General features: G+C 73.2%; 14 protein-coding genes. 3 read left to right on the top strand and 11 right to left on the bottom strand.

Translation table 11 applies throughout. From position 1 onward, the window contains the following. From pcaDC to AAHZ94_RS10500, 7 genes are all read right to left on the bottom strand, one after another. Nucleotides 1-1,301 (bottom strand): bifunctional 3-oxoadipate enol-lactonase/4-carboxymuconolactone decarboxylase PcaDC (pcaDC, locus tag AAHZ94_RS10530; RefSeq protein ID WP_349992438.1); only part of this gene is annotated, 1,301 nt, incomplete at its 3' end. After that, complete coding sequence (pcaB, locus tag AAHZ94_RS10525; RefSeq protein ID WP_502964635.1) at nucleotides 1,298-2,725, bottom strand: 3-carboxy-cis,cis-muconate cycloisomerase; 1,428 nt, start codon at nucleotides 2,723-2,725, stop codon at nucleotides 1,298-1,300. The genes pcaDC and pcaB, both read right to left, overlap by 4 nt. Before the next feature lie 91 nt (nucleotides 2,726-2,816). After that, the gene (pcaG, locus tag AAHZ94_RS10520) at nucleotides 2,817-3,374 is read right to left on the bottom strand and encodes a protocatechuate 3,4-dioxygenase subunit alpha (protein WP_349992436.1); all 558 of its coding nucleotides are present in this window, start codon (nucleotides 3,372-3,374) and stop codon (nucleotides 2,817-2,819) included. Beyond that, nucleotides 3,374-4,219, bottom strand: a complete 846-nt coding sequence (pcaH, locus tag AAHZ94_RS10515) for a protocatechuate 3,4-dioxygenase subunit beta (protein ID WP_349992434.1) — start codon at nucleotides 4,217-4,219, stop codon at nucleotides 3,374-3,376. Before pcaH ends, pcaG begins: the two co-directional genes overlap by 1 nt. Before the next feature lie 8 nt (nucleotides 4,220-4,227). Then, complete coding sequence (locus AAHZ94_RS10510; protein WP_349992433.1) at nucleotides 4,228-5,418, bottom strand: thiolase family protein; 1,191 nt, start codon at nucleotides 5,416-5,418, stop codon at nucleotides 4,228-4,230. Nucleotides 5,419-5,682: 264 nt separating this feature from the next. Continuing rightward, nucleotides 5,683-6,327 carry a 3-oxoacid CoA-transferase subunit B gene (locus tag AAHZ94_RS10505; RefSeq protein WP_349992431.1) on the bottom strand — a complete coding sequence of 215 codons (645 nt, stop codon included), beginning with the start codon at nucleotides 6,325-6,327 and terminating at the stop codon, nucleotides 5,683-5,685. Nucleotides 6,328-6,331: 4 nt separating this feature from the next. Continuing rightward, nucleotides 6,332-7,141, bottom strand: a complete 810-nt coding sequence (locus tag AAHZ94_RS10500) for a CoA transferase subunit A (RefSeq protein ID WP_349992430.1) — start codon at nucleotides 7,139-7,141, stop codon at nucleotides 6,332-6,334. A gap of 228 nt (nucleotides 7,142-7,369) precedes the next feature. Between AAHZ94_RS10500 and AAHZ94_RS10495 the strand changes: the two genes are divergently transcribed. Beyond that, nucleotides 7,370-9,070, top strand: a complete 1,701-nt coding sequence (locus AAHZ94_RS10495; protein WP_349992428.1) for an IclR family transcriptional regulator domain-containing protein — start codon at nucleotides 7,370-7,372, stop codon at nucleotides 9,068-9,070. 409 nt (nucleotides 9,071-9,479) lie between these two features. Here AAHZ94_RS10495 and AAHZ94_RS10490 read toward each other — a convergent pair whose 3' ends face one another. From AAHZ94_RS10490 to AAHZ94_RS10480, 3 genes are all read right to left on the bottom strand, one after another. Continuing rightward, on the bottom strand, nucleotides 9,480-10,937 hold the full coding sequence (locus AAHZ94_RS10490) for an aldehyde dehydrogenase family protein (RefSeq protein ID WP_349992426.1): 1,458 nt from the start codon (nucleotides 10,935-10,937) through the stop codon (nucleotides 9,480-9,482). A gap of 49 nt (nucleotides 10,938-10,986) precedes the next feature. Continuing rightward, the gene (locus tag AAHZ94_RS10485; RefSeq protein ID WP_349992425.1) at nucleotides 10,987-12,585 is read right to left on the bottom strand and encodes a thiamine pyrophosphate-dependent enzyme; all 1,599 of its coding nucleotides are present in this window, start codon (nucleotides 12,583-12,585) and stop codon (nucleotides 10,987-10,989) included. Between the two features lie 107 nt (nucleotides 12,586-12,692). Further along, nucleotides 12,693-14,177, bottom strand: a complete 1,485-nt coding sequence (locus AAHZ94_RS10480) for an MFS transporter (protein ID WP_349992423.1) — start codon at nucleotides 14,175-14,177, stop codon at nucleotides 12,693-12,695. Between the two features lie 708 nt (nucleotides 14,178-14,885). Here AAHZ94_RS10480 and AAHZ94_RS10475 point away from each other — a divergent pair. Further along, nucleotides 14,886-17,189 carry an MMPL family transporter gene (locus tag AAHZ94_RS10475; protein WP_349992422.1) on the top strand — a complete coding sequence of 768 codons (2,304 nt, stop codon included), beginning with the start codon at nucleotides 14,886-14,888 and terminating at the stop codon, nucleotides 17,187-17,189. Here AAHZ94_RS10475 and AAHZ94_RS10470 read toward each other — a convergent pair. Further along, nucleotides 17,186-17,401, bottom strand: coding sequence for a hypothetical protein (locus AAHZ94_RS10470; protein WP_349992420.1), 216 nt, complete (start codon nucleotides 17,399-17,401; stop codon nucleotides 17,186-17,188). The two genes, AAHZ94_RS10475 and AAHZ94_RS10470, sit on opposite strands and share 4 nt — an antisense overlap. A 59-nt stretch (nucleotides 17,402-17,460) precedes the next feature. On the opposite strand from AAHZ94_RS10470, the gene AAHZ94_RS10465 reads away from it, so the two are divergent. After that, a complete protein-coding gene (locus AAHZ94_RS10465) occupies nucleotides 17,461-18,249 on the top strand; it encodes an IclR family transcriptional regulator (protein WP_349992418.1) in 789 nt (262 codons plus the stop codon). Nucleotides 18,250-18,745: the final 496 nt, after the last annotated feature.

Genomic DNA, 18,745 nt, shown 5'->3' with positions numbered 1-18,745 from the left:
CCCCCCCCCCCCCCCCCCCCCCCCCCCCCCCCCCCCCGCCCCCCCCCCCCCCCCCCCCCCCCCCCCCCCCCCCCCCCGGGCCCCGCCTCGTTGCCGGACTCGACCTTGCTGTCGGGCTCCGCCGCCACCTCGCGCAGCACCCGAGCGGCCACCTTGAAGGCAGAGTTGGCCGCCGGCACACCGACGTACACCGCGCTCTGCAACAACACCTCGCCGATCTCCTCCGGCGTCAACCCGTTCCGCAGGGCCGCCCGCACGTGCATCGCGAGTTCCTCGTCGTGCCCGCCGGCGACCAGCGCGGTCAGCGTGATGCAACTGCGGGTGCGCCGGTCGAGCACTTCGCTCGTCCAGATCTCGCCCCACGCGTAGCGGGTGATGAAGTCCTGGAACCTGGCGGTGAACGCGGTGGTGCCGGCAACGGCCCGGTCCACGTGCGCGTTGCCCAACACCGCCCGCCGCACCGCCATCGCCGCCGGACGCGAAAACCCGCCACAGGTATCCAACTCTCCAGCCTCCGCCGAAGGACCGGCGGACGCGTCCAGATGCGTGCGCAGCGCGGCCAACACCGCCGCCGGCTGCTCCACCCCGGCCAGATGCCCGGCGCGCGCCACCTCCACCAGACTGGCGCCCGCGATGCCGTCGACGAGTTCCCTGGCGTGCGACGGCGGCGTGGCCACGTCCTCCCGCCCGCCGATGACCAGCGTCGGGGCGGTGATCCGTGCCAACTCCGCACGCAGGTCCAGCGCGGCGAGCAGGTCACAACAGACCGCGTACGCCTCTGGGTCGGCCGCCCGGTGATCGGCCACCAGTGCCGCCACCGCCGGCTGCCCGCCGGCCGCGAACGCGGGCGTGAACCAGCGCCCCGGAGCACCATCGGCCAGCGCGTCCACCCCCTGCTCGCGCACCGCCCGCGCCCGCTCCCGCCACGGCTCGGGCGGCCCGAACCGGGCCGAGGTGCACACCAGCGCCAGCGAACGCACCCGCTGTGGATGGTGGGCGGCCAACTGGATGCCGACCGTGCCGCCCAGCGACACACCCGCGTACGCGAACGCGTCGATGCCGAGCGCGTCGGCCACCCCGAGCACCTGCCCGGCCAGATCGGCCAGGGTGGGATCGGCCGGTAGTGCATCGACGGGCGAACCGCCGTGCCCTGGAAGGTCCCAGCGGACCACCCGGAACTCCCGGGCCAACTCGGCCACCTGCGGGTCCCAGACGGCCAGCGAGGTGCCGAGCGAGGGCCCGAGCAGCAGCGCAGGCGCGTCGTCGGGGCCGTCGATGCGGTAATGCAGAGGAGTGGTCATCGCGGTTCCTGCCGGAGTGGGTGGGTGGTGCGCCGGAGCGCGCGGTCGGTGAGGGCGCCGGCACAGCCCAGGTAGCCGCCCGGCTCGACGAGCTCACGCAGCCGGTCCGCCGAAAGCACCGCGGCCAACTCGGGCTCCGCGCCCACCGCGTCCACCAGCGGGAGACCCTGTTCCGCGGCGCGCCGCGCGGCCCGGCCGAGCAACGTCTTGGCCCGGTCCCGCCCCAGCTCCTGCGCCAATTCGGCGGCCAACCGCTCGGTGAGCAACTGCCCGCCGGTCAATGCCAGGTTGGCGTGCATCCGCTCAGGGCGCACCACCAGCGTGGCGGTCAGCTCGGCCGCGGCGTGGGCCGCCCCGCCGGTGATGCGCAGCGCATCGCGCAACGGCTGCCACTCCGCGTGCCACGGCCCGGCCGGCCGCTCGTCGGGCGCGACCAAGGAGGACAGCAACACCGAAGCCAGCGCCGGCACTTGACGTGCCGCAGCGGCGATCAGGGTGGCTCGAACCGGATTGGCCTTGTGCGGCATGGCCGACGAGCCACCCCCGGAGCCCTCGGCCAACTCGCCGACCTCGGTACGCGCCAGCACCAGCACATCGGACGCCAACTTGCCGAGTGCACCCGTGCAGAAGGAGAGTGCGGCCCCCACAGCGGCGATCGGTGTGCGCAACACGTGCCACGGCAATTCCGGTGTGGACAAGCCGAGTTGGGCCGCGTACTCGGTGACGAGGGTGAGCCCGACGGACTCCGTGACGGCCTGTCGCTGCTCGGCGGGGGCGAAGGCCACGAAGGCGGCGAGCGTGCCGGCCGCGCCACCGAGTTGCACCGGCAAACCGCCCCGCACCCGGTCGATCCGCTCCCGGGCGTCGAGCACCAGGGCCCGCCAGCCGGCCGCCTTCAACCCGAAGGTGGTGGGCACCGCGTGCTGGGTCAGGGTGCGGCCGGCCATCGGCGTGTCGCGGTGCCTGGTGGCCAGGTCGGCCAGGTGCGCGGCGGTCTGTGCCAGGTCGGCCGAGACCACGTCCAAGCTGGCGGCCGTCACCAGCATGCTGGCCGTGTCCATGATGTCCTGGCTGGTGGGCCCGCGGTGCACGTACGCGGCGTGTTCGGGCGCGGCCTCGGTCACCGCCCGCGTCAGGTCGGCGACCAGCGGGATCACCGGATTGCCGCCGGCCGCCGCCCGGCTGGCCAGCGAAGCGAGGTCGTACCGGTCGGCGCGGGCGGCGGCCGTCACCGCATCGGCCGCGGCCGGCGGCGCCAGCCCCACGGCGGCCTGCGCCCGCACCACGGCCGCTTCCGCGTCGAGCATGGCCGCGAGGAAGGCGCGGTCCGAGGTGAGTGCATCGACGCCGCTCGCAACCCGGACCGGGGAGAGCAGCCCGACGTCCCGCGGATCGGCCAGCGCCCCGGACGGGCCGGCGGCCAGGGCCGGGCCCGGCTCCGCTGCGGGGCGCTGACCGGACGGAGGACCCGCGTCCGGCCGGGCCGCGTCAGCCGTAGGGCCGGTCCGGTTCGGGTCAGTGGGTGAAGTCAAGGAAGACCGTCTCCTTCTCCCCCTGGATGTGCAGGTCACGGCGGTATACCCGATCGCCGTCCGGTTGCGCCAGCAGCGTCGCCCGGCGCGCCGCAGGCAGCTTGGCCAGCAGCGGGTCGGCGGCCGGCTCGGCCAGGTAGACGCGGGTGAACAGGTGGTGCAGCAGCCCGCGGGCGAACAGGCACACCGACAGGTACGGTGCGCTGGCCGGCGGGCGCAGGGTGTGCACGCTCCAGTGCCCGTCCGCGTCGGTCGCCACCCGTGCGAACCCGGTGAAGTGGACGCCGTCCCGACCGAGGTATCCGCCGGTGACCGGGTCGCGGCGCAGCGAACCCGGCCGGCCGGTGCGCGAACCGTCGGGCGCCGCCTGCCAGAACTCCACCAGCGCGTCGGGTATGGGCTGGCCCGCCCCGTCGTACACCGCGCCGTGCACCGTGACCGCGTCCGCATGACCGGGTGGCGCCGGCTGCGGCCCGCCGGGGAAGGGCAGCGCGTACCCGTAGAACGGGCCGACGGTCTGGGAGGGAGTGGGGTGCGGCATCAGGAGCCCTCCTCGGGGTCGGGGAGCGTGGCGGTCGGGCCGTCCAGCACGATGTCCCAGCGGTAGCCGAGGGACCATTCGGGCACCGACAGCGCATGGTCGTAGGCCGCGACCAGGCGCTGCCGGACGGACTCGTCGGTGACCGACTGGAGGATCGGGTCGTAGCGGAAGAGCGGATCGCCGGGGAAGTACATCTGCGTCACCAGCCGCTGGGTGAAGGCGGTGCCGAACAGCGAGAAGTGGATGTGCGCCGGCCGCCAGGCGTTGTCGTGGTTGCGCCACGGGTAGGCACCCGGCTTGACGGTGGTGAACCGGTAGCGGCCCGCGTCATCGGTGAGGCACCGGCCGACACCGGTGAAGTTCGGGTCCAGCGGGGCCGGGTGCTGGTCGCGCTGGTGCGCGTACCGGCCCGACGCGTTGGCCTGCCAAATCTCCACCAACTGCCCGCGCACCGGCCGTCCGGCCCGGTCGGTGACCCGCCCGCTGACCGTGATCCGCTCGCCCAGCGGCTCCCCGATGTGCTGCCGGGTCAGGTCCGCGTCCGTCTCGGTCACGTCGGTGACCCCGAAGACCGGCCCGTACCACTCGACCGCCTCCGGGTCGCCCACGCTCACCAGCGGCTGTTTCGGGTGGCGCAGCACGCTGCTGCGGTACGGGGCGAAGTCGCGCGGCGGATGGTCGGGGGAGGCGGCACCGGCCGCGACCTCCGCGCGCACGCGCGCCTGGGTGACGCCGATGTCCGCGTCGATCTCCCGCTGGGTGGGCGGGGCCGCGACCGGGCCCGCGGGACGGGCCGCAGCGGCGGTCGAACCGGTGCGCTGGGAAGGCAGGGAAGCGGAGGACATGGGGTTGATCACCTCTCCAAGACGAGGGCCAGGCCCTGACCGACGCCGATGCACAGCGCGGCCAGGCCGGTTCCGGAGCCCGCGGCGGCGAGCTGGTGGGCGATGGCACCGGTGATGCGGGCCCCGGAAGCACCCAGCGGATGACCGATCGCGATGGCACCGCCGCGCGGGTTGACCACGGCCGGGTCCAACTCGGGCCACTCGCCGAGGCAGCCCAGCGCCTGGGCCGCGAACGCCTCGTTCAGCTCCACGGCCCGCAGGTCGGCCAGGCCGCGCCCGGCCCGCTCCAGCGCCCGTCGTACGGCGGTGACCGGGCCGATGCCGAAGTACTGCGGCTCGACGCCGGTGACCGCCGATGCGGCGATCCGCGCCAACGGCTGCCGACCGGTGGCCCGCAACCCCGCCTCGTCGGTGAGCAACAGGGCGGCGGCCCCGTCGCTCAGCGGGGAGGAGTTGCCGGCGGTCACCGTGCCGTCCGGGCGGAAGACGGGCTTGAGCTTGGCGAGGGCCGCCGCGCTGCTGTCGGCGCGGATCGTCTCGTCCCGCTCCAGCGGGGCGCCCGCCACCTGCACCACCTCGGCGTCGTACTTCCCCTGCTGCCAGGCGCGCACCGCCTTCTCGTGGCTGGCCAGCGCGAATGCGTCCTGAGCCGTACGGTCGATGCCGTACCGGTCGGCGACCAGTTCGGCACCCTCACCGAGCGGCACCGTCCATGCGTCGGGCAGCTTGGGGTTGACCATCCGCCAGCCCAGGGTGGTGGAGTACAGCTCCTGGTGGCCGGCCGGGAAACCGCGCGCCGGCTTGGGCAGCACCCAGGGCGCCCGGCTCATCGACTCCACGCCACCGGCCACCGCGATCGACGCGTCCCCGACCGCAATGGCGCGGGCCGCCTGGATGACCGCCTCCATGCCGGAGCCGCACAGCCGGTTCACGGTGGTGCCGGGCACGGTGACCGGCAACCCGGCGAGCAGCACGGCCATCCGCGCCACGTCCCGGTTCTCCTCACCGGCACCATTGGCATTGCCGAAGAACACGTCGTCGATACGGGCCGGGTCCAGCTCCGACGTACGGTCCACCAGGGCCCGCAGTACCCCGGCGGCGAGGTCGTCGGGGCGCACCCCGGACAGCGCGCCGCCGTACTTGCCGATCGGAGTGCGTACGGCATCGACGACGTAGACATCGCGCAGACGGTCGGTCATGGGCTCAACTCCTGGTGCGCTGGCCGGCGGGCCGGAGCGGCGCCGCACCCGGCCGACTGCTTCGTACGGTGGATGGGGGAACGTTCACTAGGCGAACGCTCGCGGGGTGGACGGTGGTGGGGCCGATGTTCGCGCGGTGGGTGTTCGCAGGGTGGACGGTTGCGAGGCGGGTGCTCGCGGAATGGGCGTTCCTGGGGTGGTCGCCCGCGAGGTGGTGGCCCATGAGGTGGGTGCCCCAGGGACGGGTGCTCCTGGAGTGGTCGATCACGGGGCGGGTGCCGGAACGTGGACGGGGGCGGCCGTGTGCTGCTTGAGCTCCGCCACGCTGACGCCGGGCGCGGTCTCGACCAGCACCAGGCCGTCCGCGGTCACATCCAACACGCCCAGGTCGGTGATGATGCGGTGCACACAGCCGGCGCCGGTCAGCGGCAGCGTGCACCGCTCGACGATCTTCGGCGAGCCGTCCTTCGCCCGATGGTCGGTCAGCGCGATCACCCGCCGGGCGCCGTGCACCAGGTCCATCGCCCCGCCCATGCCCTTCACCAGCTTTCCCGGAACCGACCAGTTGGCCAGGTCACCGGCGGCCGAGACCTGCATGGCGCCCAGCACGGCCACGTCGATGTGCCCGCCCCGGATCATGCCGAAGGAGAGCGCGGAATCGAAGAACGCGGCGCCCGGAGTCACGGTGACCGTCTCCTTGCCCGCATTGACCAGGTCGGGGTCCACCTCGTCGGGCGTGGGGTAGGGCCCGACGCCCAGGATGCCGTTCTCCGAGTGGATCACCACGTCCACCCCCGCCGGCAGTAGCCCGGGGATGAGCGTGGGCAGCCCGATGCCCAGGTTCACGTACGCGCCGTCGGTCAGCTCGGCCGCGGCCCGCGCCGCCATCTCCTCGCGTGTCCATGCCATCGGCTCACACCGTCCCTTGCGTCACGGGCGCGGAGGTGGTGCGCCGCTCGATGCCCTTGGCCGACGCCTGCTCGGGCGTCAGTTCCACCACGCGCTGGACGAACACGCCGGGTACGTGGACCGCGTCCGGGTCCAGCACCCCGGGCTCGACCAGCTCTTCCACCTCGGCGACGGTGATCCGGCCGGCCATCGCGGCCAGCGGGTTGAAGTTGCGCGCGGCACGCCGGAAGACCAGATTCCCGTGCCGGTCCCCGCGGGCCGCCCGCACCAGGGCGAAGTCCGTGGTGATGCCGCGCTCCAGCACGTACGAGCGTCCGTCGAAGTCGCGGACCTCCTTGGCCGGCGAGGCCACGGCCACCTCACTGGCGCCCGCCCCCGAAGCGGCCTGCTCCGCGGTGCGCCGCGCGTACCGCAGCGGCAACCCGCCGGCCGCCACCTGGGTACCGACGCCGGCCGGGGTGTAGAAGGCCGGGATGCCGCAGCCCCCGGCGCGCAGCCGTTCGGCGAGGGTGCCCTGTGGCACCAACTCCACTTCCAGCTCACCGCCGAGGTACTGGCGGGCGAACTCCCGGTTGTCGCCGATGTAGGACCCGGTGACCTTGGCGATGCGGCCCGCCGCGAGCAACACGCCGAGGCCACCGCCGTCCACACCACAGTTGTTGGACACCACGCTGAGGCGGCCGACACCCCGCGCGTGCACCGCTTGGATCAGCACGTTCGGTACGCCGCTGAGCCCGAAGCCGCCCACCGCGAGCGAGGCGCCGTCGGGCAGGTCCTGGACCGCCTCCGCGGCAGTCGCTCTGACTTTGTCCATGCAGGGGGTTTCCTTGTCCCGAACTGGCGCCCCGCTACGGGCGCCGGATGACACCCTCGTCTGCGTTCGCCAGGTGAACTAAAGTTCATTGATGTGGGTCAGTCTGCGTGTCGCCGTCATGCATGTCAACGCCCCGTTATCCACAGCCCATCGGAGCGCAGTTACGCTCTGTTACCGAGACCGCTACCCTGGGCGCCCAGGCCGCCATAGATCCCTTCGGAGTACCCGATGTCAGCGCACCGACCCACCGGCTCCACCGCCCCCCACCCGCCCGCCGAGACGGTCGGGCCACTCCTGCGGGGCATCGCCGTACTACGCGCCCTCAGCGCGGCCGGCGGTCGGCTCAGCCTGAGCGACCTGGTGCGCGACACCGGATTCGCCCGCTCCACCATCGACCGCGTGGTGGCCACCTTGGCCCGCATGGGCTATCTGCGCCTCGACCAGTACACCGCCGTGCTCGCACCACGCCTGATGGAACTCGGCAACGCCTACCTGGCCGCCCTCGCCCTGCCCGGCCCCCTCGGCCCGCTCGCCGACGAACTCGCCGAAGAGCTCGACGAATCGGTCTCGCTCGCCGTGCCTGACGGCGACGGCATCCGCTTCGTCCACCAGGCGACCCGCCGCCGCGCCATGTCCCTCACCTTCCGCATCGGCGACCTCCTGCCGATCGAGCGCACCGCCCCCGGACCGCTGTTCGCCGCCGACTGGACCAGCGCCCAGTGGGAGCGGTGGCGCGAGGACGGGCGCACCGGAGACCGGCGCACCGACTTCTCCCGCGTGCTACCCCCCGCCCCGCAGGGCGAGGAAGCAGGCGACCGGACGGACTTCGCGGAGCGCGCGGCGCAGGCCGGCCGCCGCGGCTGGGCCGAGGACGATCAGCGCATCGAACCCGGCCTCATCGCCATCGGACTGCTCGTCCGCGCCCCCGACGGGCAGCCCGCCTGTGCCCTCAGCGTCGTCAGCCACACCAGCCGGCACAGCGCCGCCTCGCTCCGCCGCTCCGTGCTGCCCCGCGCCCGCGCCACGGTCCGTGCCATGGAACAGGCGCTGCTCAGCGGGGCGACCGCGGCCACCGACACCCCCGCGGCCCACCCGGCCCCCACCGCGGGACTCGCCGACTGGACCAACGCGTCCAAGCAGGAACTCGGCGCCGAATTCGTGGAGTCCCTGGCCCGCGGACTGACCGTACTGACCGCCTTCGACGCGGGCCGCGACCGACTCACCCTGGCCGCCATCGCCACCGCCACCGGCCTGGCCCGGGCCACCGTCCGACGCGCCCTGATCACCCTGACCCACCTCGGCTACGCCACCGCTGAGGACGGCACCTACCGGCTCACCCCCCAGGTGCTCGCCCTCGGCTACCCCCCGCTTTCGCGCACCACCCTCGCCGAAATCGCCACCCCCCACCTGGCGTCCCTCGTCCAGGAAGTGCACGACTCCGCCTCGCTGGCCGTGCTCGACGGCGACGACATCCGCTACACCGCCCGCATCGCCACCAGCCGCGTGATGAGCGTCAACATCACCCTGGGCACCCGCTTCCCCGCGTACGCCGCCTCGATGGGGCGGATCCTCCTCGCCGACCTGCCCCCGGCCGAGCGCCGCGCCCGCATCGCCCGCGCCACGCCCCGGGCCCTCACCCCGCACACCGTCACCGGCCAGGCCGACCTGCTCACCCTGCTGACGAAGGTGGCACGCCAGGGTTACGCCCTGGTCGACGAGGAACTGGAAGAGGGGCTGCGCTCGCTCGCCGTGCCGGTGCGTGACCGGGCGGGGCGTACGGTGGCCGCCGTCAACGTCGCCATGCACACCAGCCGCCGCACCCTGGACGCCTGCGTACGGGACCTGCTGCCCACCCTCCGGGACACCGCCCGGCGCATCGAAGCCGACCTGCACATCGCCGAGCGCTTCGTCCGCATCCCGGCCCTGTGACATGGCCAACTACTTCTGTGTTTCATGGAGTTGAGGGTCGGAGGGAGGAGTCGGTCGGCGGTTCGGCAGGTGTGGGGCATCATGGTCCTCGGGCGCGCAGCCATGGCGCCCGTTCGCGTAGTGAACTTTATTTCGTTGGCGAAGTGGCATGAGTATCGGGGCGGCACGGGCGGCTGTCAACGGGTGGCAAGCGGCGCCCCGCCGGCCCCGCTCCGCCGGCCTAACTCGGCTCAGCCCCGCCCAACCCAGCTCCGTCCGGGCCCGGCCGTGACCGGTCGGGTGTGCCACCAGCCGCGCAGCCGCAACGGCTCGGACTTCCGCGGAATACGCCACCGGTCATCCCACCGGACACGCCACCGGGCGGGCTCCCTCCCGTGGAAGGCGCCCGCCCGGCGGCTGTTCGTGCAGGTCAGATGGGGTAGCTGGCCTCCTGTGCGCGTACCGTGATCCAGCGCGTCTCGGTGAACGCGTCGATGTTGGCCACACCGCCGAAGCGGACGCCGGTGCCGGACGCACCCATGCCACCCATCGGAGCCAGCGCCTCGTCATTGACCGTCTGGTCGTTGATGTGCACCAACCCCGTGGGGATGCGCTCGGCGACGTGCAGCCCGTGCATCACGTCGCGGGTGATGATGCCGAGCGACAGCCCGTACTCGCCGGCGGTGGCCAGTCCCACCGCCTCGTCGACGTCGGCGAAGGCGCGTATCGGGGCGACCGGTCCGAAGACCTCTTCGGCGTAGGCCGGGGTGTCGTCGGTGACCTGGGTGAGCACCGTCGGCCGGTAGAACAGGTCCTGGTGCGTACCGCCGGCCGCCAGCCGGGCGCCGCCCTGCACGCTCGCGGTCACCAACTGGTGGATCTTGTCGCGCTGGGCGGCGTCGATGATCGGCCCGAGCGCCACCTCGTCCGTCGCCGGGTTGCCCACGGTCAACTGCTCGGCCTTGTGGGCCAAGCGCTCGGCGTACTCATCGGCGATCGAGGCGTGCACCAGGTGCCGCCCGGTGGTCATGCAGATCTGCCCCTGGTGGAAGTACGCGCCCCAGGCGGCCGTGGTCACCGCGCGCTCCAGGTCGGCATCGGGCAGCACGATCAGCGCGGAGTTGCCGCCGAGTTCCAGGTGGACCCGCTTCAGCCGCTCGGCCGCCACCGCCCCGACCTTGCGGCCGGCCGCCGTCGAGCCGGTGAAGGAGATCACCCGGGTGTGCGGATCGACTACCAGCGCATGCCCGGCCTCGGCCCCGCCGGGCACCACCGCGAGCACTCCCGCCGGCAACCCGGCCTCCTCGAAGACCCGCATCACCGCCACCCCGCCGCACACCGCGGTCCGCGGGTCCGGCTTGAGCACCACCGCATTGCCCAGTGCCAGCGCCGGCGCCACCGACCTGGTGGCCAGCACCAACGGTGCGTTGAACGGCGCGATCACACCGACCACGCCCACCGGTACCCGGCGCACCATGCTCAGTCGCGGCTGAGCCGACGGCAACAACTCACCGAACGGACGGGACACCAGCGCCGCCGCCTCGTAGCACTCCTGGGCGGCCAGATTCGTCTCAAAAGCGGCCTTACCCGGCACGCTGCCTGCCTCGCGGACCAGCCACTGGTGTATCTCGTCGGCGTGCTTGACGAACAGGTCGCCGGCCCGCCGCAACACGGCCGCCCGCTCGACGTAGGGCGTGGCCGCCCACTCCCGCTGGGCCGCGGCGGCCCGCTCGGCGGCGCGCGCGATGTCCTCGGCGCTCCCGGAACCGACGTGCTCCAGGGTGTCCCCGGTGGCAGGTTCGACAACGGGACGTTGGCCGCCGGCGGCGCTGACCCAGCCGCCGATGCCAACCTTGCCGGACCACAGGGACGGGTCGAGAAGAGACATCACAGACTCCTTGATGAGCGGATACAGGCGGGGCGCGAGGCCCCGGCAATCACGGTCGAAAGGCCGGATCGGGCTCGACGACGACCTCAAGCACGAGCGGCTCCGTACGCGTTCCCAGCGACGTGGCCAGCGAGCTTAGCTCTCCCACCAGCTCTTCGTAACGGGTGATGCGACGCGCGGAGCAACCCAGCGACTCAGCCAGCGAGCAGACGCTGACCTCGTCGAATGCGGGCCAGGGTGCCTTGCCACCCTGCTGTTCGGCAAGCCTGTCCATGATGGCGTAGCGTCCGTTGGCCAACACGATGAAGACCGCGCCGACCCCGTAGTGGGCGGCGGTCCACAGGGCCTGGATCTGGTAGAGCGAGGAGCCGTCGCCGACGACGGCGACCACCGGCCGGTGCGGCGCGGCCATTCGTACGCCGATCGCCGCGGGTAGCGCGAAACCCAGCCCACCCATGGCCGCGCTGAGGAAGTCGAGCGGCTGCCGGGCCGGCACCAGGGCGTGCAGATCGGGGCGGCTGGACGGGGTCTCCTCGACCAGCACCGTATCGGCGGGCAGCCGGTCGGCGATCGCGGACAGCACATGGGCGGCGCGCAGCGACTCGCCCGGCAGCGGCGGACTCGGCCGCTCGGCCCGGGCGGGGATCGCCGGCGCCTGTGCGCGTGCCGGCACCCGCTGCGCCAGGGCGGCGCAGAAGGCGGGCAGCGGGGCGAGCACGGCGAGTTCGGCCGGGGCGCGTTGGGCCTCGTCGACGTCGTCGGTGATCAGCGCGAGCCGGGTGCCCTGGTGCACCAACGGGCCCGGCACGTAGGCGTATTGGCGGAGGATCGGGGCGCCGACGGCGAGTACGAGATCGTAGGGGGCCAGGGTGTCGCGCAGCCGGGTGCGGTCCGCCGGCAGGTGGCCGGCGAACAGCCGGTGGTCCTGCGGGAAGCCGGCGCGAGCGCCGAACGACTCCTGCCACACCGGGCAGTTGAGCCGCTCCGCGAGCGCGACCAGCGCGGCCCAGCCGGCGTCAGTGTCCGCGGCGGCCCCGGCGACCAGAGTGGGGGAGTGGGAAGCGGCCAGCAGGCCCGCGAGGTGGTCGACGGTCTCCGGATCGGCGCCGGTGGCCTGGCGCAGGACGGTCGGCGCGGGCAACGGCAGATCGTCCGCGGGCTCCGCCCAGTCGTTCATGGGCACGATCACCAGCGCGGGACCGCGTCGGATGCGGGCGGCGTGGGCGGCCCGACCGATCGCGCCGGGCACGTCCTGGGCGCGGGTCGGGGTCTCCACCCGTACCGGATAGTCGCCGCCCAGCCCCTCCAACTGGCCGGTGAGAAACGGTACTTGGGCCAAGTGGCGGCGGTCCTGTTGGCCGACGATGACGACCAGCGGCGCCCGGTTGACCCGTGCGGTGGCCAGCGCGCCGACCGCGTTGCCGAGCCCGGCCGTGGTGTGCAGCAGGACCAGTGCCGGCTCCTCCCGTGCGATGGCCCAACCGGTCGCGGCCCCCACCACCGAACCCTCGTGGAGGGCGAGGACGAAGGAGAGGTCGCCGGGGAGGTCGGTGAGGAGCGACACCTCGGTGGAGCCCGGGTTGGCGAAGAAGGTCGTCATGCCGTGCTGACGCAGGACGTCGAAGGCGGCGTCGCGGACGGTGCGCATCGTGGTGGTTCCTTTGTTCTGGTGTTTCTGGGAGGGAAAGGCCCGGCCGGCCACCGAGGTGGTCCGGCGGGCCCCAGAGGCCCACGGGTGGGCGGTGCGACGACGGGTTACCCCGGCAGAGATTTACGGCTGCGAACGCCGATGAGAAGACAGAAGCCGGCGGCGACAATGGCCGCGTCCAGCCAGACGGCCGCGGTCCAACTCCCGGTGGAGTCGCGCAACACACCGCCGACGGCTGGTGAGAGCACCGCCCCCGTCTCGCCGATGAGGTTCTCCATACCGAACGCCGAACCGCGCAGGTCCGGCGGCGCGAGCTCGGCGGTCAGGGCGTGTCCCACCGGCTGGAGGGCGTTGAAGAAGAGACTGGCGGTGAACAGCAGCACCCCCATCACCCACAGCGAGGGCTGCGCGGCGGCGCCGAGGTACCACGCGAAGGCAACCGTCAGCAGGGCCTGGACCGCGGTGCAGGACAGCATGATCGACTTGCGGCTCCAGCCGCGCCGCAGCCCGTGGTCGGAGAGCCAACCACCTGCGGGGAAGCCGAGAATGCCGGCGCCGGCGTTGAAGCCCGCGGTCAGCGCCGCGCTCGCGAAGGAGGAGTGCGCGGCGCCCGCCACGATCGAGACGGACCAGAAGCTGAAGAACCACAGGTTCCACAGGATCGCGATGTTGGCGAGGTAGAGGAGGAGCAGATCGCGGTTCTTCAGAACGGGCCCGAGCTCTTCCCCCTTGCGGGCCAGCGCGAACAGCACGAGCCCCGCGGCCAGCGCGACTTCGAGCACCGCGATCCACAGGTCGGACAGGCCCGAGCGGTCGCCGATCACGTACACGGCCATCACCAGGGTGAGCGAGACGGCGGCGTAGGCACCCAGGTGCGCGGTGGCCAGACAGACGGTGCGTAGTTGCAAGTGCGTACGGAAGTACCAGGTGGTGGCCAGGCCGACGAGCAGGGTGGCGACCCCCAGTATCCAGAAGGCCATCCGCCAGGCTTCGACGTCGGGCAGTACCCACTTGCCCACGTCGATGAAGTGGGGCGTGCCCACGATGGCGATGGTGATGCCGAACGCGAGACCGGTGATCACCACCCCCATGGCCAGGCTGCGGTCGCGCGGCGGGGTGGCCGCGGTGACCAGGGTCCGGTCGTTGGAGTAGAAGGCGCCCTCGCCGAGCCCGGTCACCACACGGACCACGATGAAGGCGATCAACCCACCCAGGAATCCGGTCACGATGGTGGCGATGCCGGCCCACAACAGGCTGACCACGATGAGCGTGCGATGGCCGTACCGGTCCCCGAGGTAGCCGCCCGGGAACTGGGTGAGCATGTAACCCGCGAAGAACAGCCCACCGATCAACCCGCCCAGTGCGTGCGGATTGTCGGCGTCGGCGAGGAACCCCACCCCGTTGTCGATCATCCAGGAGACCACGGGCCCGGTGACCGCGCGGTCGGCCGCGCTGACCGTCCAACCCAGGAGCAGCAACAGCCACAGGGAGTGCCAGGGGCGAAGGCGTCCGGCCATGCCGACCGCGCCCTTGCGGGACCCGCCACCGGTCACCGGATCTGGGGCCGGAACGTCCTCCGGTGCAGCCTTCATCGGATCTCCTTGCTCGGGAGCGGGGACCTGGCGGCCCGCGGCGTGACGCCAAGGGGGCGCCTCGATCGCGTCGCCCCGTGTGGTGGTACTCGCCGAAGCCATAGGGGTTGGTACCCCGTGCGCCACCGCCTACCACGGCCCGCGCGGATCGCGGCGGCCACGACCGGCGCGGCGCTGTCAGGACCCTCAATGTAGAGATGATGCCTGCACAGTGGAATGGGTGTTGAGCAGAGTTCTGCTCTGTCGAACAGCAAGCCCCTCCCGTGGGGACGGGCAGTAGGTGTGTGGTGCATCGAGCGCCCACGCTCGGAACGTCAACATCGCTGCTGATGCGGGGTGTTGGCGGGGTGCGCGCCGGCGAGGGAGGGCCCGGATGCGGGATTCTCCGAATCGGACTAGCTATTGGAGAGTGCTGCTCTCTATTATGGATAGTGAAACTTGCTGCTTACGGGGGTGTGTCTGCCGTCGTGGACGCCGCGCACGACGAACCGTGCCGGCGCCACACGGCGGTGGGACACCGCAGAGAGGCGGCAGCCGGCCCGCCGACAGGCCGGCGGCGCGTGCCCCGCACGCCCACCGACCCCGTCGACGCGTGGCGTACGGCACCACAGGGCACCCCCTGGCCCGTCGCGAGCGAGCGACGAGCAGGCGCCCAGGAACCGTGCCCGCCCGGCCGGCTGAGCCACCGTCACGAGGAGATGCTGCTCGATGTTCACCTGGATCGCCCGTGTCGCACTCGCGCGGGCCCGACTGATGCTGACGCTGGCCGCCGTGGCCGTGGTCGCCATGGCGGCCGTGGGCGTGGGCGCCTTCGGCAAGCTACAAGGCGGCGGGTTCGACGACCCGAACGCCGACTCCACCCGGGCCAGGGCCCTGGTCGACACGCGCTTCGGGGGCGACGCCAACCTCGTCTTCCTCGTCCAACCCGCACGGGGCGACACCGGGGGCGACCGCGCACCCGACGGCCCGGCACCGGCCGTGGCCGAACGCGGCCGGGCCATCGCCGCCGGCCTGCGGAACGAGCCGCACGTCACCCAGGTCCGCTCCGCATGGGACGCCGGCGGCACCGCCCTGACCTCGAAGGACGGACACAAGGCACTGGTGGTGGCCCATGTCCAGGGCGACGACAGCCAGACCGAGGACCGGGCGAAGAAACTCGTGGACCGCTACGGCGGCGAGCACGGCGGCGTCCGGGTCCAGGCCGGCGGACAGGCCGCCGCCGGCAACGACATCACCGCCCAGGTCGGCAAGGACCTCGCCCTCGCCGAAGCCATCGCCATCCCCGTCACCCTCATCCTGCTGGCCCTGGTCTTCGGCAGCCTGGTCGCCGCCGCGCTGCCGCTGGTCGTGGGCCTGGTGGCGATCGTCGGCACCTTCGCGGAACTCTTCGTCCTCGGCAGCCTCACCGACGTGTCCGTGTTCGCGATCAACCTGACCACCGCACTCGGCCTCGGCCTCGGCATCGACTACGCACTACTGCTCGTCAGCCGGTTCCGCGAAGAACTCGCCACCGGCGCCCCGGTGCCACGAGCGCTGCACACCACGGTGCGTACGGCCGGCCGCACCATCGTCTTCTCGGCCGCCACCGTGATGGCAGCCCTCGCCGCACTCCTGCTGTTCCCACCCTTCTTCCTGCGCTCCTTCGCCTACGCCGGCATCGGCGTGGTGATCATGGCCGTACTCAGCGCCCTGCTGGTGATTCCACCCCTGCTGGCGGTCCTCGGCCCCAAGGTGAACAGCGGACGGGTGCCCTTCACCTCGGCCCACCGCGGCGCCGAAGCACCCTGGTGGGGCCGGCTGGCCGGGCTCGTCATGCGCCGGCCCGCCCTGACCGCGCTGCCGGTCCTCGCCGTCCTGCTGCTCGCCGCGAGCCCGCTGCTCGGCGTGTCCTTCGGCACCCCGGACGAACGCGTCCTGCCCCAGGACTCGGCCAGCCGGCAGGTCGCCACCCAGATGCAGCGCGACTTCCCCGAGAACGACAGCGACGCCCTCCAGGTGATCGCCACCGGACCGGTCACGGGCGCGCCGCTGCGTACGTACGCCGCGCAGTTGTCCCGACTCGACGGCGTCGTCCGGGTGGACACCAGTGCCGGCACCTACCGCGCGGGCGACCACCAACAGGCCACGCCCGCCGCCCGGGCGCTCGCCAGCCCAGGTGCCCAGCGCCTGGTCGTCGTCGGCGCGCCCGCCCCGAAGTCCGCACAGGCGAAGGACCTGGTGCGGTCCGTACGCGCCGTGCCGCCGCCGGCCGGCGCCGAGGTGCTCGTGGGCGGCACGGACGCACAACTCGTCGACACCATCCACGCCATCAACTCCCGGCTGCCGCTGGCCGGCGGACTCATCGCGCTCACCACGTTCGTCCTGCTCTTCCTGTTCACCGGCAGCGTGGTCCAACCGTTGCGCGCGCTGCTCCTCAACGCCATCAGCCTGGCGGCGGCGCTCGGCGTCATGGCCTGGATCTTCGCCGACGGCCACGGCACGGGAGTCCTGGACTTCACCGCCCAGCCGCTGGACACCTCCATGACGATCCTGCTGCTGTGCGTCGCCTTCGGGCTCTCCATGGACTACGAGGTCTTCGTCACGAGCCGGATGAAGGAACTCCACGACGCGGGCGTCACCGGCCACCGCGTGGTCACCGACGGGCTGGCCCGCACCGGCCGCATCGTCACCGTCGCCGCCGGCCTGCTCTCGGTGAGCTTCTTCGCCTTCGGCACCAGCAAGATCAGCTTCCTGATGATGTTCGGCCTGGGCAGCGGCCTGGCGATCGTCATCGACGCCCTCCTGGTCCGCGGCGTCCTGGTACCCGCCGCCATGCGCCTGCTCGGCGGGGCGGCCTGGTACGCGCCGAAGGCGCTGCGCACCCTGCACTCCCGCATCGGCCTGTCCGAGGCCGACGCCACCCCGGCCCCACCGGACGCGCCCGAGCAGACGGACTCGATGGACACCGCCGGCGCCACCGACTCCACCGCCGCCCGGACGAAGGAGACCACCACCCGCGCGGGCGCGCGCTAACCCCCGCCGCCCCCCCCCCAACCCGGGGGCCCCCCCCCCAACCCCCCCGCCCCCCCCCCCCCCCCCCCCGCCCCCCCCCCCCCCCCCCGGCACCCCCCCCCCCCCCCCCCCCCCCCCCCCCCCCCCCCCCCCCCCCCCCCCCCCCCCGCCCCCCCCCCCCACCCCCCGCTGGCCGACAGCCCATCCTCCAGCGCCGGCCGACACCCCACCACCCCGTGCCAGCCGCCCTACCCTTCCGTAGCGCAGAACGCCTCGGACTAAGCTTTCGGCCATGCAGAACACTCCGGAAGGCGACGTCTACGGCGCGAGCTCGGTGGCGAACGCGCTGCGCACCCTGGTCTACCTGGGCGGCCGGGACGCCGTCCGGGTCACCGACGTCAGCGAACACCTCGGCGTCGCCCGCTCCACCGCACACCGACTGCTGTCCACGCTCCGCGGGCACGGCTTCGTCGAACAGGTCCCCGACGGCCGGCAGTACCGGCTCGGCCCCGTACTCCTCGGCCTGGCCCACGGCCGGGCCGTGGTGGAGTCCCGCCGCCGCATCGGCACCAGGGAGCTGGTCCGACTGGCCCGGCCGCACCTGGAGCGGCTGCGCGACGCCGCGGCCGAGACCACCAACCTGCTCCAACTCGATGGCCCCGACGCGGTGTTCCTGGACGGCGTCGAGGGGCCACAACCACTGCGCGTCGCCCCACGCACCGGCGACCGGCTCCCGGCCTACTCGACCGCCGGCGGCAAGGCCCAACTGGCCGAACTCCCCGGCGAGACGGTGCGCATGATCTACCCCGCAGGTCTTGACCACCTGACGTCCGCGACGCTGCCCGACCTCGCGGCGCTGGAGCGCGACCTGGCCGAGTGCCGCCAGCGCGGCTACGCGCTCAACATCGACGAGAGCGTGCCCGACGTGCACGGCATCGGCGTCGGCGTGTACGACCGCGAGGGCGCCTGCGTGGTCGCCGTGACCGTCTCCGCGCCCAGCACCCGGATGGGCGCCGAACGCGCCGCCCGCTTCGCCCCCCTGCTGCGCGAGACCGCCGCCGCGATCGAAGCCGAACTCTAGGCACCCACCCACCCAGCCCCACTCCAAACCAACCCACCCCAACGCACCCCACCCCACTCCGCCCCACTCCCACCCACCTCACCCCACACCACACCACACCTGCTCCTCGCACCCATCACGCTCCTCCCTGCACTCCCCTCCCACCCGGCGGCGCCACCTCCACCCACGGGCCCACCGGATGGCGGTGCCGTCAATGCCCGGTGGCGGCGCGCCGGGGACGGAAGATGGCGCTGTGTCAGGCGCCCGGTGCACGACCGCCGGGGTGTGTTGGCCGCCCGTACGGGTACCCGGCACGCGTCCCGGCACGGAACGGGCCCACGTGTCGGGGTCGTGTGCGCCCCGTACCGAAGCCGTGCGCGTACCCCCGGCGAGGTCGCCGCCCGGCCGGCGCGGGGCGGCCGTCGCCCCGGCAGGACACCGCGCCCGGCCGGGGCCCGGGTCGGGGCAGTGGCCCGCTGGCGGGGCGCCCGCCGAGGGGGGCGGGGTGGGCCCCACC

The organism is Streptomyces sp. HSW2009, assembly GCF_040240285.1.
Taxonomy (GTDB): Bacteria; Actinomycetota; Actinomycetes; order Streptomycetales; family Streptomycetaceae; genus Streptomyces.
This window is presented reverse-complemented; position numbering and strand designations above follow the sequence as displayed.

Bases quoted from the DNA above. Each gene is read 5' to 3' on its own strand.
- pcaG (WP_349992436.1), bottom strand. From the start codon at position 3,374: ATGCCGCACCCCACTCCCTCCCAGACCGTCGGCCCGTTCTACGGGTAC.
- pcaH (WP_349992434.1), bottom strand. From the start codon at position 4,219: ATGTCCTCCGCTTCCCTGCCTTCCCAGCGCACCGGTTCGACCGCCGCT.
- AAHZ94_RS10510 (WP_349992433.1), bottom strand. From the start codon at position 5,418: ATGACCGACCGTCTGCGCGATGTCTACGTCGTCGATGCCGTACGCACT.
- AAHZ94_RS10505 (WP_349992431.1), bottom strand. From the start codon at position 6,327: ATGGCATGGACACGCGAGGAGATGGCGGCGCGGGCCGCGGCCGAGCTG.
- AAHZ94_RS10500 (WP_349992430.1), bottom strand. From the start codon at position 7,141: ATGGACAAAGTCAGAGCGACTGCCGCGGAGGCGGTCCAGGACCTGCCC.
- AAHZ94_RS10495 (WP_349992428.1), top strand. From the start codon at position 7,370: ATGTCAGCGCACCGACCCACCGGCTCCACCGCCCCCCACCCGCCCGCC.
- AAHZ94_RS10490 (WP_349992426.1), bottom strand. From the start codon at position 10,937: ATGTCTCTTCTCGACCCGTCCCTGTGGTCCGGCAAGGTTGGCATCGGC.
- AAHZ94_RS10485 (WP_349992425.1), bottom strand. From the start codon at position 12,585: ATGCGCACCGTCCGCGACGCCGCCTTCGACGTCCTGCGTCAGCACGGC.
- AAHZ94_RS10480 (WP_349992423.1), bottom strand. From the start codon at position 14,177: ATGAAGGCTGCACCGGAGGACGTTCCGGCCCCAGATCCGGTGACCGGT.
- AAHZ94_RS10475 (WP_349992422.1), top strand. From the start codon at position 14,886: ATGTTCACCTGGATCGCCCGTGTCGCACTCGCGCGGGCCCGACTGATG.
- AAHZ94_RS10465 (WP_349992418.1), top strand. From the start codon at position 17,461: ATGCAGAACACTCCGGAAGGCGACGTCTACGGCGCGAGCTCGGTGGCG.